At 69.3% G+C, this 13,247-nt stretch carries 12 protein-coding genes; 5 read left to right on the forward strand and 7 right to left on the reverse strand.

Annotated features, from left to right (window positions below; all coding sequences use genetic code 11):
* Positions 1-10 precede the first annotated feature (10 nt).
* From J0J10_RS14885 to mdoH, 6 genes are all read right to left on the reverse strand, one after another.
* On the reverse strand, positions 11-1,054 hold the full coding sequence (locus J0J10_RS14885; RefSeq protein ID WP_291647238.1) for an acyltransferase family protein: 1,044 nt from the start codon (positions 1,052-1,054) through the stop codon (positions 11-13).
* Between the two features lie 61 nt (positions 1,055-1,115).
* Positions 1,116-2,123 (reverse strand): glucokinase, encoded by a 1,008-nt coding sequence (locus J0J10_RS14890; protein WP_291647239.1) that lies wholly within the window; start codon positions 2,121-2,123, stop codon positions 1,116-1,118.
* Positions 2,120-2,899, reverse strand: coding sequence for a 2-oxo-tetronate isomerase (otnI, locus tag J0J10_RS14895; protein ID WP_291647240.1), 780 nt, complete (start codon positions 2,897-2,899; stop codon positions 2,120-2,122). Before otnI ends, J0J10_RS14890 begins: the two co-directional genes overlap by 4 nt.
* Before the next feature lie 375 nt (positions 2,900-3,274).
* On the reverse strand, positions 3,275-4,258 hold the full coding sequence (locus tag J0J10_RS14900; protein WP_291647241.1) for a hypothetical protein: 984 nt from the start codon (positions 4,256-4,258) through the stop codon (positions 3,275-3,277).
* Between the two features lie 164 nt (positions 4,259-4,422).
* Positions 4,423-5,181, reverse strand: a complete 759-nt coding sequence (locus J0J10_RS14905) for an FkbM family methyltransferase (RefSeq protein WP_291647242.1) — start codon at positions 5,179-5,181, stop codon at positions 4,423-4,425.
* The gene (mdoH, locus tag J0J10_RS14910) at positions 5,178-7,004 is read right to left on the reverse strand and encodes a glucans biosynthesis glucosyltransferase MdoH (protein WP_291647243.1); all 1,827 of its coding nucleotides are present in this window, start codon (positions 7,002-7,004) and stop codon (positions 5,178-5,180) included. Before mdoH ends, J0J10_RS14905 begins: the two co-directional genes overlap by 4 nt.
* A gap of 62 nt (positions 7,005-7,066) precedes the next feature.
* Between mdoH and J0J10_RS14915 the strand changes: the two genes are divergently transcribed.
* The 5 genes from J0J10_RS14915 (at position 7,067) to J0J10_RS14935 (ending at position 10,983) form a co-directional block, all read left to right on the forward strand.
* Positions 7,067-8,065 (forward strand): zinc-dependent alcohol dehydrogenase, encoded by a 999-nt coding sequence (locus tag J0J10_RS14915; protein WP_291647244.1) that lies wholly within the window; start codon positions 7,067-7,069, stop codon positions 8,063-8,065.
* Positions 8,066-8,127: 62 nt separating this feature from the next.
* Positions 8,128-8,529 (forward strand): 6-pyruvoyl trahydropterin synthase family protein, encoded by a 402-nt coding sequence (locus J0J10_RS14920; protein ID WP_291633277.1) that lies wholly within the window; start codon positions 8,128-8,130, stop codon positions 8,527-8,529.
* A complete protein-coding gene (locus J0J10_RS14925) occupies positions 8,526-9,578 on the forward strand; it encodes a glycosyltransferase family 4 protein (RefSeq protein WP_291647245.1) in 1,053 nt (350 codons plus the stop codon). Before J0J10_RS14920 ends, J0J10_RS14925 begins: the two co-directional genes overlap by 4 nt.
* Positions 9,575-10,414: a class I SAM-dependent methyltransferase gene (locus tag J0J10_RS14930; RefSeq protein WP_291633281.1), complete on the forward strand. Its 840-nt coding sequence runs from the start codon at positions 9,575-9,577 to the stop codon at positions 10,412-10,414. The genes J0J10_RS14925 and J0J10_RS14930 overlap by 4 nt, the downstream gene beginning before the upstream one ends.
* 68 nt (positions 10,415-10,482) lie before the next feature.
* On the forward strand, positions 10,483-10,983 hold the full coding sequence (locus J0J10_RS14935; RefSeq protein ID WP_291647246.1) for a GNAT family N-acetyltransferase: 501 nt from the start codon (positions 10,483-10,485) through the stop codon (positions 10,981-10,983).
* Positions 10,984-11,138: 155 nt separating this feature from the next.
* Here J0J10_RS14935 and J0J10_RS14940 read toward each other — a convergent pair whose 3' ends face one another.
* Positions 11,139-13,226, reverse strand: coding sequence for a hypothetical protein (locus tag J0J10_RS14940; protein WP_291647247.1), 2,088 nt, complete (start codon positions 13,224-13,226; stop codon positions 11,139-11,141).
* Positions 13,227-13,247 lie beyond the last annotated feature (21 nt).

Here is a 13,247-nt window from a genome sequence, read left to right on the forward strand (position 1 = left end):
GTGCGCGCCGTCAGGCGCGCAGCAGACGCCGCAACAGCTTCGTCATCGGCTTCTCGAACCAGCGATAGACCGCAAGGGCTGCGAGGACGGCGACCAGCAAGGCCGCGACGACGAAGAATCCCGTCGCTCCGGGGGCGATGCGCAGGAAGAGCTCGCGCATGGCCCGCATGGCGAAGGGGTGGACGAGGTAAAGCGCGTAGGAGGCGTCGCCGAGCCGGGCGAGCTGGCGCACCAGCGCCGAAGGGGCCGACTGGCCGCGCCCGCAGGCCGCGGCGGTGACGAGGAGCAGCGCGGCCGGACCGCGAAAAGCGAGCGAACCCCAGGGCGTCTGCGCCCACTCGCTGCCGGTCGCTGCGATCAGGATCGCGACGCCCGCGACGACCATCAGCCAGCGCAGGCGGCCTTCGAGACGCAGACCATGGTTGCGCAGCAGCGCGATCGCCATGCCGCCGGCGAATTCGAGCACGATCGGCTGGCCCCAGAAGCCGAAGGGCAGGGGCAGGGGGACCGCCGCTTGCGTGGCGACGAGGCCGAACAGCGCGAGCGCAGTCGCCGGCACGACCAGGCGCGCCGGGAGCAGCAGGGCCGCGCCGAACAGCGCGTAGAACAGCATCTCGTAGTTCAGCGTCCAGCCCAGCGAATAGACCGGCTGGATCTCGCCGGCCGCATTGGGCAGGGGCCAGAACAGATAGGAGCCGAGGATCTGCCCGGCACCCGGCGCGCCCGAATTCAGCAGGGCCGGCGAGGCGAGCATCACCAGCAGGAAGAGCGTCGTCGCCGCCCAGTAGAGCGGGACGATCCGGGCGATGCGCCGGGCGAGGAACAGGCGCGCGCTGCCGGCCTGGCCGAACAGGTCGGAGGAAGCGTGCACCATGATGAAGCCGGAGATGACGAAGAACAGGTCGACGCCGGCGTTCCAGGGCAGGATGTCCGAAGGCGAGAAGGCCGTGCCGGCCCGGCCGGCCAGGAAGACGGCGTCGGACTGGACATGGTGCACGGCGACCATCAGTGCCGCGAAGGCGCGCAGGACCTGGATGCCGTAGAGCTGGGACAAGATGTGAGCGGCTCGGAAGCGGGAAAAGGAGCACTGCGGCGTCAGGAGAGCCGCAGCGCGTTCACGCAAACCACAACCGGGCGGGGTCGTCGAGCCCGAAACGTGCCGGCTCGCAGGCAATCGCGGCGGCGCCACGTTCGGCGGCGGCATCGGCGGTGATCACATGCAGCGCAAAACGCGCGGCGAGATCCTCGACCGGCGGCTTGCTGCTGAAGACGGCTTGGAGCGTCGCCTTGTCGGCGAGCGGCAGGATGCGCGGAGCGATGCCGCCGGCGAGATAGACCCCGCCGGTCGCCTTTAAGGCGAGCGCCAGATCGCCGGCGACGCGAGCGAGCAGCCGCCAGAAGCAGATCACCGCCATCAGCGCGGCTGGGTTGCCGTCAAGGGCGAGGGTGGTGACGTCGGCCGCGCTGATATCCGGTTCCGCGAGTCCCGATTGCTGCGCGACTGCCCGGTGGAAGCGGACGAGCCCGTCACCACGCAGTAGCGCCTCGATCGTGACGCGCGGCAATCCTTCCGACAGGGCCGGCCAGAGCTTCACCTCCGCCGGATCCTCCGGGCCGATTCCGATATGGCCGCATTCGGTCGGGACGAGCACGCAGGCCTCGCCGCGCTGCAGCAGGGCTGCGGCGCCGAATCCGGTGCCGGGGCCGAGCACCAGCCGCGGCCCCGTCGCTTCCGGCTGGCCGGCGACCAGCGTGACGACATCCTCTGCGCCGAGCACGGCGAGGGCTGCCGCCAGCGCCTCGAAATCATTGACCAGCAGGCCCTGCTCGAGCCGCAGCGCCTGCGCCAGTTTCGGCCCGTCGAAATACCAGCCGGCATTGGTCAGCTGGGCGGAATGGCCATGGAGCGGGCCGGCGACCGCCAGAACCGCCGAGCGCGGCCTGGTGTGCAATGTCGAAAGGACCGATTCCAGCGCCTGCTCCGGGGTCGGAAAGGCGCCGGTGCTGATACGGGCGAGCGCTTCCGGCGCCGCGCCATGCTCCGCCAGCAGCGACAGCCGGCAGTTCGTGCCGCCGATATCGGCGATTAGGACGGGGCAGGGCAGGGCGACGGCGGGGATCAAGCGCGCCTCTTCCAGGGTGCGAACCAGCCGAGCCCTTCCAGCGTCCCGGCGCGGGGGCGGTATTCGCAGCCGACGCAGCCGGCATAGCCGAGCGAGTCGAGCTGGGAGAAGAGCTTCGCATAGTCGGGCTTGGTGCCGTCGGGCTCGTGCCGGCCTTCGGCATTGGCGATCTGGACATGGCCGACGAGCGGGTAGAGCGCTTCGAGGCGGGCGCCGACATCGCCATGGATCAGCTCGCAATGATACATGTCGAACTGCAATTTGACGTTGGGCCGGCCGGATTCGCGGACATAGGCCGCTGCCTGGTCGAAATCATTCAGGAAGTAGCCCGGCATGTCCTTGCCGTTGATCGGCTCGAGCAGCAGGTCGATGCCGTGCTCGCCGAGCTTGTCGGCGGCATAGGCGATCGAGGCGCGATAGGCCTTCTGCGCGGCCGGGTCCTTGGGGTCGGCATGGCCGGCCATCATGTGCAGGCGCTTGACGCCGGTCTCATGGACGTAGGCGAGAGCGGTCTCGATGCCGGCGCGGAACTCTGCCTCGCGGCCGGGGATCGCCGCCATGCCGCGCTCACCATTGTTCCAGTCGCCGGGCGGCAGGTTGAACAAGGCCTGCTCCAATTCGCCGCCGGCCAGCGCAAGACCGACCTTCTCCGCCGGATGTTCATAAGGGAAGAGGAACTCGACGGCGTCGAAACCGGCATCCGAGGCCGCCTTGAAGCGGTCGAGGAAGGCCCATTCGTTGAACATCATCGAGAGATTGGCGGCAAAGCGAGGCATGAAGGTCTCTTCAGTGGATTTAAGCCGAGGCAAGCTAGTCCGATCCGTCGGCCGCGTCATGTCGATAACGCGACTGGTGGCACTCCGTTCCGGAATGCGCGGTCTGCGCTCGCGATTGCCGGGGCTCAACGGCCGCCGGGGAGACCCACGCGGCGAGCGAAGCCTGCCGGCGCTGCGCCAAAGGCGAGGCTCAGGATGGTGGTGTCCATGAGCCGGCCTGTCCGATCACTCACCTTTGTATCGGGACACTGGTCGTCCCGGACAACCGGAGGGAGACCCGGGATCCATGCCGGAACCGTTCAGGCATGGATCCCGGATCGGCGCCGCTGACGCGGCTTGTCCGGGATGACCGTCGAGGGGGTCGCTCGAGTGACGCTACTTCTTTGCCTCCGGCTTGGCCGGCGGGTTCGGGTCCTTCGAGAAGCTGCGGAAGACCATGTCGGGCGAGGAGGTGTTGTGGCGTGAATGGGTGGCGCGGCCCATCCAGATATCGGTTGCCTTGCTGCCGGCGAAGGGCATCAGCGCTTCCTCGCGCCAGCCCTTGGCGCCGGGCTCGCGGATGGCGATGCGGGCGACGTCGTTGTTGAACTCGGTGACATACATCGAGCGCAGCGCGGCGAAGGCCTTGCCGCCGGTCACCGGCCTGTCGAGCACGGCGTCGAGCACCATGCGGTCCTGGTCGACGCTGTCGAGCTTGAGCGTGCCGGAGGAGCCGTCCTTGAAGGCGAGGTTGAAGGAGAGCGTCTTCGGGTCGAAGGCGATCTCCTTGATGTTGACGACAGGACGCGCGCCGTCCTGCTCGATCGGCCCGAACAGGAAGGAGGAGCCGTAGGCGGCGGCGGAGAGCTGCGGCGGCGGCAGCGGCCGGACGCGCCAGTAGCCGTCCTGCGGGTAGACCACCAGCACCTCATAGGAGCCGGTCTTGCCGAGCTTCCAGAGCTGGACGAGGTGCAGGCCCTTCTCGACACGGTCTCCGACCCGGAAGGTCGTGTCCGCCGGACGCCAGAAGCTCTCGAAAGTGTAGCCGACCAGCCAGTATTCGATGCTCTCATAGAAGGTGATGCGCTGTGGCGGCACGGGCGCCTTGAAGACCGGATCGCCGGTCATGTCGCAATCGGTCCAGTCGGCGTCCCAGTTGTCGCGCTGGAGGCCGACGATATAGGCCGGATGGGCGGCCTCGATGCGGAAACGCCGGACCTCGGGCGAGATCGCCTTGATGGTGACGTTGTCCTTCTCGGCGCAGAGCACCGGCTCCGACTCGTTCTTCACCTCGACGGCGACGTCGCTGGCGGCATGGCCGGTAGCGGCGGAGATCAGCAAAGCGAGCGAAATGGCGAACGGGCGGGCGAGGCTGAGCATGTCCATCCTTCGAAAGCGGAGCGGGCCGCCATGCTGAGCACGGCGAGATGAACGCAGGCTGGCTGGCGCCGGCCCGCATCCCAAGGCTTCATAAAGAAGGCCGTGCGCCGGTGAAAGCGCGCGGTGGCACGGGTTCATCGGTGAGGCCGCTCGGATCGCCGCCTTCAGCGCGTCAGCATCGCGTAGACGTCGCCGGAATTCGCCGCATGCGGCAGCCCGCGCAGATAGCTGCCCATCGTCTCGGCGTCGACCGCCTTCGGGAAGACCAGAATCTGGCTTTCGCCCAGCGCGACATTGAAGCGATAGGGGCCGAGCGCCGCGACCAAAGCGAGGCAGGCCTCGGCGACGTCGCGCTGGATGGTGGTGAACTCGAAGGAGAGTGCCGGAACCGGCCGCGTCAAGCCGGCGAGGACATGAGCCTCGAAGCCCTCGACGTCGATCTTGATGAAGGCCGGCATACCGTGCTGGCCGATCAGCATGTCGAGCGTGGTGCAGGGCACCTCGAACTCGCGATCCCAGATCTGCTCGCGCCAGCCATCGGCGTCGACGGCGGCGCCGACGAAATCGGTCGAGACGGTCGAGACCGTCGGGTTGGCGCTGTTGACCTTCAGCGTCACCATGCCCGGCCGGTCGCCGCAGGCCGCTTCGACCAGGGTGACGTCGGGATCGCGGCCATGGATCAGGCGGATGGCGCGGGCCGGTCCGGGCTGCGGTTCGAGCGCAACGGCGCGTGCGCCGAGCCGGCGGAAGCTGGAGACGCGGTCGCCGACATGCGAGCCGATGTCGAAGGCAAGCTCGCCAGCCATCAGGAAGCGCGCATAGAGCGCGTCCATGGCGGCATTGCGGGCGCTATCGCCATGGTAGACGCGCAGCGAGCGCGACAGGCTCTTCGCCGTGCCCCTGGGGTAGGCGACCGGCTTCATTTCGGCTCACCCGCCTGGATGGCGACGAGCTCGGGCGGCGGATCGAAATCCTCGGGGATGCCGCAAAGGCCGCGGCGCGCGAACCAGCGCCCGAGTGCCGGCGAGGCGGTCAGCATGGCGAAGGGGATCGCGAGGACATAGCCGGCCGTCAGCGGCAGCGACCAGATCAGCACGGTCGGCGAGAGCAGAGCGAGCGTGCCGAAAATGTAGAGGCCGAAGAGCAGATGCGGCCACAGGCCTTCGAAGGCGGTGGCGAGCGAGAGCGCATGGGCGTCGCGGGCCTGGCCGTTCCAGCCGATCCTCGCCTTGCCGACGGCGAGGCCGACCATGAAGATCGTGGTGCGGAAGGTCGAGACCGCGCCTTGCAGGAAGGCGAAGACGACCTCGATCAGCGAGGAGACGACGAAGCGGCCGGTGCCGCCATAGCGCTTCGTGCCGCCCTTGCTGAGCAGGATATCGGCAAAGCCGGCGAGCTTCGGCGAGAGATACATCGCGAAGAACAGGACATAGAGGAAGGCGGCGAAGCCGGCGGGATAATTGAGAATGCCGCGATCCTGCCAGACCTTGAGTGGCAAGAGCGCGATCATCAACGTCCAGGCCGGCAGGCCGATGAACATCAGGATCGCCCAGGCGAGCTGGAAGCGGCTCATGATCTTGAGCCCGGGGATGTCCATCAGCTTGAGATATTGCAGGTTGCCGAGGCACCAGCGCAGGTCGCGCCTTGCGAATTCGAGCATGGTCGGCGGGTTCTCCTCCCAGCTGCCCATCTCAACCGGGAGCACGCGGACCTCGTAGCCGGCGCGGCGCATCAGCGTCGCCTCGACCTGGTCATGACTCATGACAGGACCGCCGAGTGGCGGGCCGCCGGGGAGCACCGGCAGATGGCATGCGTCGCGGAAGGGCGCGATCCGGACCATGGCGTTGTGGCCCCAGAACGGGCCACAATCGCCGATCCACCAGGCCGAGCCCATGGTGTAGGGGCGCATGCCGTGGCGCATGCCGAACTGGAAGATGCGCGCGAAGGCGGATTTGCTGGGCATGCCGACGACGAGGCTCTGCAGGATGCCGAGCTTCGGCCAGGTCTGCATCATCCGGGTCAAGGCGAGGATGGCCGGACCCGACATCACGGAATCGGCGTCGAGCGGCAGCATCAGCTCGTAGCGGTCGCCCCAGCGCTCGCAGAAGTCGCGGACATTGCCGGCCTTGTAGCCGGTGTTGTCGGTCCGGCGGCGATAGGTCAGGCGCGAGGTGTCGCCGATCCTGGCGGCGAAGGCGGCGGCGAGTTTCTCCTCGGCTGCGGCGACCGCCGGATCGTCGGTGTCGGAGAGCACGAAATAGTCGAACCAGGCGCCTTGGCCGGTGGAGTCGAGGCTCTGCTTGACGATGGCGAGCCGGCGGAAGGCACGGGCGGGGTCCTCGTTGCGCAGGGTCATCAGGATCGCTGTGCGGATGGCGAGCGGGGTCGCCTCGTCGCCGGCCGCCGCGAAGGGCGCGACGCGTTCGAGCCCGTCCTCGACGCCATGCAGCAGCCAGAGACCGATCGCGGCGTTCCAGAAGCCGAGCACCGTCCAGGGCGCACCGAACAGGAAGGCGATGAAGATCACGATGTCGGCGAGGCTCCAGCCGCCGGCCGAGAGCACATGGACAAGGCCGTAGAGCAGGGCGGCGAGCGTCGCGAGGTTGAGGCCTGCGACCAGCAGCCGGCGCAGGCGCAGGGTCGCGATGCGCTGCAGGCCGGCCGGCGTGAAGCCAGTGCCGTGGCTGGCATCATTGCGCTCTTGCGCCGTCGCCTGGAACGTGTTCGGACCGGGGCGCTGGTTCATGGCGGTCTCTGTCATGCGATGGGCCGGGCGGAAGCTGGCAGGGAACGTCGCGGAGGTGCAGCGTGATTGAACCGGCAATGGCCGCCGAGGCAAGCGGCAATGTGGCTGCAACCGCGCTCTGGTATGTCGGACCGCGTGAATGCGTCCTGAACGAGGTCGAGCTGGCGAAGGCCGGGCCGCAGGACTGCGTTGTCAGGACATGCTGGAGCGGTGTCAGCCGCGGCACCGAGCGGCTGGTCTTCGAAGGGCTCGTGCCCGTTTCCGAACATGAGCGCATGCGGGCGCCGTTCCAGGAGGGGGCATTCCCGTTCCCGGTGAAGTACGGCTACTGCGCCGTCGGGATCGTGGAGGCGGGGCCGGCGCACCTGCTCGGCGAAACGGTGTTCTGCCTCTACCCGCATCAGGATCGCTTCGTGGTGCCGGCCAGCCGGCTCGCGCTCGTGCCGAAGGCGGTACCGGCGCGGCGGGCCATGCTCGCCGCCAATATGGAAACCGCGCTCAACGCGCATTGGGATGCCGGTTCCGGTCCGGCCGATCGGATCGTCGTGGTCGGCGGCGGCGTGCTCGGCCTGCTGACCGCCTTCATTGCCGCGCAGCTACCGGGCGCAGAGGTGACATTGGTCGATCTCGACCCCGCCCGCGCTGCATTGGCAGAGACGCTCGGCTTCGGCTTCGCCCAGCCACCGGACTGCCCCGGAGAGGCCGATCTCGTCTTCCATACCAGCGCCAGCGCGGCCGGACTTGCGACCGCGATCGGCGCCGCCGGTTTCGAGGCGCGGATCGTCGAATTGAGCTGGTATGGCGAAGGTGCGGTCGCGGCCCCGTTGGGCGGGGCGTTCCATGCGAAGCGACTGCAACTGGTCTCGTCGCAGGTCGGGCAGGTTTCACCGTCGCGCCGGCCGCGCTTCGATTATGCGCGCCGGACGCAGGCAGCGCTCGCGCTGCTGGCCGACGAGCGGCTCGATGCGCTAATCTCGGAGGAGATCGGATTCAGAGAGGCGCCGGCGCGGCTGCCGGCACTGTTCGCGGGCAAGGGCATCACGGCGGTGCTGCGCTATTGATCTTGAAGGGTAGGCAGAAACGCGCGACGGGCTTAAGCAGACTGGGCTGAAGGAGGCTGCCCATGTTTTCCGTCGAAGTCCGCGACCGCATCATGATCGGCCATTCGCTGCCCGATCCCTTCTTCGGCCCGGCGCAGGCCATGCATGGCGCGACCTTCGTCGTCGATGTCGCCTTCTTCCGCGAGAACCTGACCCGGCAGAACGTGGTGGTCGATATCGGCGCGGCGCTGACGGTGCTGAACGAGACGCTGAAGCCGCTTAACTACAAGAACCTCGACACGCTGCCGCAGTTCCAGGGCGTGCTCACCACCACCGAATTCCTCTGCAAGTACATTTTCGACGCGATCGCGGCGGCGGCGCGCTCCGGCAAGCTCGGCGCGGATGCCGCGGATCTCGCGAAGATCCGCGTCACCCTGCACGAGACCGACCTCGCCCGCGCCAGCTATGAGGGCGCCCTCGCGTGAGCGAGATCGCCTTCGCCATTCCCGGCGACCTTTCGCTGCCGACCGGCGGCTACGCCTATGACCGGCGGCTGCTGGCGGAATGGGCGCAGATGGGTGTCGCGTCGCGCCATCTCGCGCTGCCCGGCGGGTTTCCGGCGCCGAGCGAGGCGGAGCTCGCCGAGACCGGCAGGGCGATCCTGTCGCAGCCCTATGACAGCGTGCTGCTGATCGACGGGCTCGCCTATGGCGCCTTCCCGGAAGGCATCGCCGCCGGGCTCGCCGGACGCGTCGTCGCATTGGTGCATCACCCGCTCGGGCTCGAGGCTGGGCTTTCCCCGGAGCGGGCTGCGGCCCTGCTGGCCCGGGAGACGGCGGCGCTCCGCCATGCCAGCGCCGTGATCGCCACCAGCCAGAACACCAAGCGCCTGCTGGTCGCGGATTTCTTCGTGCCGGAAGCGCGGATCACCGTGGCGGAGCCCGGCGTCGATCCGGCACCGCGCGCCTCCGGCTCGCCGACCGGGGCGCCGCTGCAACTGCTGGCCGTGGGCTCGCTGGTGCCGCGAAAGGGCTATGACGTGCTGGTCGCGGCGCTTGCCGGGCTCGCGGATCGAAACTGGCGCCTGACCATCATCGGCGCGGCCGATCGGGCTCCAGAGACTGCGGCGGCACTGGCCGCGCAGATCGCCGGTGCCGGCCTCGGCGATCGCGTCCATCTTGCCGGGGCGGTCGACCAGAAGACGCTGGCGGCGGCCTATGGCGGTGCCGATCTCTTCGTCATGCCCTCGCTGTTCGAGGGCTATGGCATGGTGCTGACCGAAGCCCTTGCCCGCGGCCTCCCGATCCTGTGCACGACCGGCGGCGCGGCGGCCGAGACGGCGCCGGACGCGGCGGCGCTCAAGGTTCCGCCCGGGGATGCAGCGGCGCTGCGGGCCGGGCTTCTCCGCCTGCTCGACGATGCCGGGGAGCGCAAAAGACGCTCCGATGCGGCCTGGCATGCAGCGGATGCATTGCCGCGCTGGCGAGACACCGCGACGATCGTCGCGCAAACTTGTGCGATGGTGTCGCCATGAGTGGATTCTCCCCGGATTGGCTCGCTCTGCGCGAGCCGGCCGACCATGCCGCCCGCAATCCGCAGGTGCTGGCTGCGGTCGGTGCCGCCTTCGCCAGCCGACAGTCGCTGACGGTGATCGACCTCGGCTGCGGCGCCGGCTCCAATCTGCGCGGTACCTATTCGGTGCTGCCGGCGCGGCAATACTGGACGCTGGTCGATTTCGATCCGCGCCTGCTGGCGGTGGCGCGCGAACGCCTGACCGCCTGGGCCGATGAAGCGGAGGCGCTCGGTGAGGAGCTGGTGCTGCGCAAGGGCGAGAAATCGCTGACCGTCGATTTCCGCAAGGCCGATCTCAACACCGATCTCGAATGGGTGCTGGGCTGGCAACCCGACCTCGTCACCGCCGCCGCGCTGTTCGACCTGACCTCGGCGCGCTGGCTCGAGCGCTTCGTCGCCTCGCTGGTGAGCCAGCGGCTGCCGCTCTACACGGCGCTGACCTATGACGGGCGCGAGAGCTGGGAACCGGCCCATCCGGCTGATGCCCGGATGCTCGCCGCCTTCAACCATCACCAGCACAGCGACAAGGGCTTCGGCCCGGCCGCCGGACCGGAGGCGACGGAGACGCTGGCGCAGGCCTTCCGCAAGTCCGGCTGCGCCGTCACCGTGGGCGAGAGCCCCTGGATGCTCGACGCCGGCAGCGCGGCGCTGACACGCGAGCTCACGGCCGGCATTGCCGCGGCGGTGGCCGAGACCGGCCATGTCGATGCGGAAACGATCGCGAGCTGGCTCGCCGTCCGCGCCAAGGCGAGCTCAGGTCGGATCGGTCATCAGGACCTCTGGGCTAGGCCGGTCTGACGCCGCCGGGATTCGCAGCCACCACACGATTGCCATTTCATGCAAATTCCGCCATCCCGCTGCCGATCATGACCTCCCTGCCTCTGACCATCCGCCAAGAAGTGCCGGGCGACGCCGCGGCGATCGAGCGCCTGCACGAGCGCGCTTTCGGGCCGGGCCGCTTCGCCCGTACCGCGTCGCGTCTGCGCGAGGGCCGGCCGCACGAGCCGGCGCTCTCCTTCGCCAGCCATGTCGGCACCTTCCTGGTCGGCTCGGTCCGGGTGACGCCGATCCTCGCCGGCGGCGAGCCCGGGCTGATGCTCGGGCCGCTGACGGTCGATCCGGCCTTCGAGGGTCGGGGCATCGGCGGGGCCCTGATGAACGCGGCGATCGAGGCGGCGCGCGGCCTGGGCCACGAACTGATCCTGCTGGTCGGCGACGCGCCCTATTATGCGCGCTTCGGCTTCAAGCCGGTCAGGCCCGGCCAGCTCGTTCTGCCCGGGCCGGCCGATCCCGGCCGCTTCCTGGCGCTGGAGCTCGTCGAGGGCGTTCTGGCCAGGCGCAGCGGCGCGGTGACGGCGCTGCGGTAGGACCGGGCTCTCTGTCGTCATTCGGGGTTCGCCGTGCAGGGCGAACCCGGAACCCACGACCAGGTGACACGCCATGAACACGGTGCGGCATAAGGCTCACCCGGTCGTGGGTTCCGGGTTCATGCCTGCGGCATGCCCCGGAATGACGGTGCGGGTTAGCTTTCCTTACGGAATCTTCGGCCGCTCTCGCCGATCCAGCCGGCGACCAGCGCGCCGAAGAGCAGAGCGAGCCCGATCAGCCCGATGAACAGCGGCGAGATCTGCACGCCGCGGACGATGCCGGAATCGCTGATGCGCAGGCCGATCCAGTCGGCACCGGCGAATTGCCGGCCCGAGCGCACGGGCACGATGCGCGGCACGCCGACGCCGGAGCCGTTCTCCTGGCCGATGCGGCGCGAGGAACCGCCAGTCGCTTCCGCCAGCGCCTGCAGCTGGCTGGGGTCGCTGACCACCTCCATCAGCTCGCGCGGATTCTCCGGGCCGACGCTGGCGAAGGCGGTGAGATTGTCGGCGGTGATCTTGTGCAGGCCGAATTCGCTCGTCGCGGTGCGGGCGGTGAACAGGCCGGGGCGGCCGGGCTCGAAGGGCACAATGCGGGTCGAGCCATCCGGGGCGGTGATCGTCGCCGGGGCCGGCGCGTCGCCCAGCGTCTGGCGCTCGATCTCGAGATTGCGGCCGCGGGCCACGGCGCGCAGCGCCTCCTCCTCGAGATCGGGCTCCTTCATCAGCCAGTGGCCGAGCCGGCGCAGCAGGTCGAGATGCGGGCCGCCATCGCGGAAGCCGCGGGCCCAGAGCCAGGCATGGTCGGAGAGGAAGAGCGCGACGCGGCCCTTCTGCTCGCGCGCCAGCATCAGCAGCGGGCGCTCGCCGGGGCCGGTCATCACGGCCGAGCCGGTGCGGGCGCGGGCGCCGACCATGCGCAGCCATTCGCCCCAGCGCGGCGGCTCGACCTCGGCGCCGGGCAGGTCGCGGGTGACCGGGTGGCGGCGGCCGGGCTCGCTGACGCGGGCGCGATAGGCCTCGTCGATGACGCTGCCATCGGGCTGTGCCGGCAGGATCTGGCCGAGCGGCGTGCGCGCCAGCGATTGCGAGCCGGAATATTCCGGGCCGGCGGCGACCAGCAGGGCCCCGCCCTCGCGGACATAGCGGACGATGTTGTCGAAGTAGAGCAGCGGCAGGATCGACTGATTGGCGTAGCGGTCGAAGATGATCAGGTCGAAATCCTTGATCTTGACCTGGAACAGCTCGCGCGTCGGGAAAGCGATCAGCGAGAGCTCGTTGATCGGCGTGCCGTCCTGCTTCTCCGGCGGGCGCAGGATGGTGAAGTGGACGAGGTCGACATTGGCGTCGGCCTTGAGCAGGTTGCGCCAGGTCCGCTCGCCGGGATGCGGCTCGCCGGAGACCAGGAGCACGCGCAGCTTGTCGCGCACGCCTTCGATGGTGATGACGGCGCGGTTGTTGGCGAGCGTCAGCTCGTTGTCGAGCGGGGCGGCCTCGATCTCGACGACGTTCGGCCCGCCGCGATCGATCCTGACCGGCACCTGGACAATCTGTCCGGCGATGACCTCGCGGCGCGCGATGACCTCGCCGTCGCGGCGCACGGTCAGCGCGGCGCGGCCGGGGCCGCCCTTCTCGACGACCCGCAGGCGGATGTTCTGGTCCTTGCCGACGATGCCGAAGCGCGGCGAGTCGACGAGCACGATGCGCCGGTCGATCTCGCGCTCACGACCGGTGGTCAGGACGTGCAGCGGTGCGCGCAGGCCGAGCGCTTCGGCATTGGCCGGCGCGTCATGGGCGAGGCCGTCGGTGATTACGATCGCGCCCGCGACGCGCTCGGAAGGCACATCGGCGAGGCTGGAGGCCAGCGCCTCGAACAGCCTCGTGCCGTCGCCGGCGCCCTGCGCGTCGCTGACCTCGACGGTGCGCGCCTCGACGCCGCTGAGGCCGCGCAGCTGACTCTCGACCTCGGCCTGGGCGGCCTGCGTCTGCGCGCTGCGATCGGCGAGGCGGTTCGAGCCGGAGCGGTCGACGACGACGGCGACGACGTCCTTGACCGGCTCACGCTCCTCGAAGACCAGAGATGGGTCGGCCAGCGCGATCGTCAGCACGGTCAGCGCCAGGGCGCGCAGGATGGCGCTGCGGCCGGCGAGCACCAGCGCCGCGCCGGCGGCGAGCGCAGCCAGCACGGCGAGCCCGATCAGCAGAGGCAGCGGCACCAGCGGGGCGAAGGTCAGGCTCCACATCGGCTAGAATTCCAATCCCAT

It is taken from the genome of Allobosea sp., from assembly GCF_017308075.1.
GTDB lineage: Bacteria > Pseudomonadota > Alphaproteobacteria > Rhizobiales > Beijerinckiaceae > Allobosea.

Excerpts from the sequence above, each read along its gene's own strand:
- otnI (WP_291647240.1), bottom strand. The coding sequence starts at position 2,899 with ATGCCTCGCTTTGCCGCCAATCTCTCGATGATGTTCAACGAATGGGCC.
- J0J10_RS14900 (WP_291647241.1), bottom strand. The coding sequence starts at position 4,258 with ATGCTCAGCCTCGCCCGCCCGTTCGCCATTTCGCTCGCTTTGCTGATC.
- J0J10_RS14905 (WP_291647242.1), bottom strand. The coding sequence starts at position 5,181 with ATGAAGCCGGTCGCCTACCCCAGGGGCACGGCGAAGAGCCTGTCGCGC.
- mdoH (WP_291647243.1), bottom strand. The coding sequence starts at position 7,004 with ATGAACCAGCGCCCCGGTCCGAACACGTTCCAGGCGACGGCGCAAGAG.
- J0J10_RS14920 (WP_291633277.1), top strand. The coding sequence starts at position 8,128 with ATGTTTTCCGTCGAAGTCCGCGACCGCATCATGATCGGCCATTCGCTG.
- J0J10_RS14930 (WP_291633281.1), top strand. The coding sequence starts at position 9,575 with ATGAGTGGATTCTCCCCGGATTGGCTCGCTCTGCGCGAGCCGGCCGAC.
- J0J10_RS14935 (WP_291647246.1), top strand. The coding sequence starts at position 10,483 with ATGACCTCCCTGCCTCTGACCATCCGCCAAGAAGTGCCGGGCGACGCC.
- J0J10_RS14940 (WP_291647247.1), bottom strand. The coding sequence starts at position 13,226 with ATGTGGAGCCTGACCTTCGCCCCGCTGGTGCCGCTGCCTCTGCTGATC.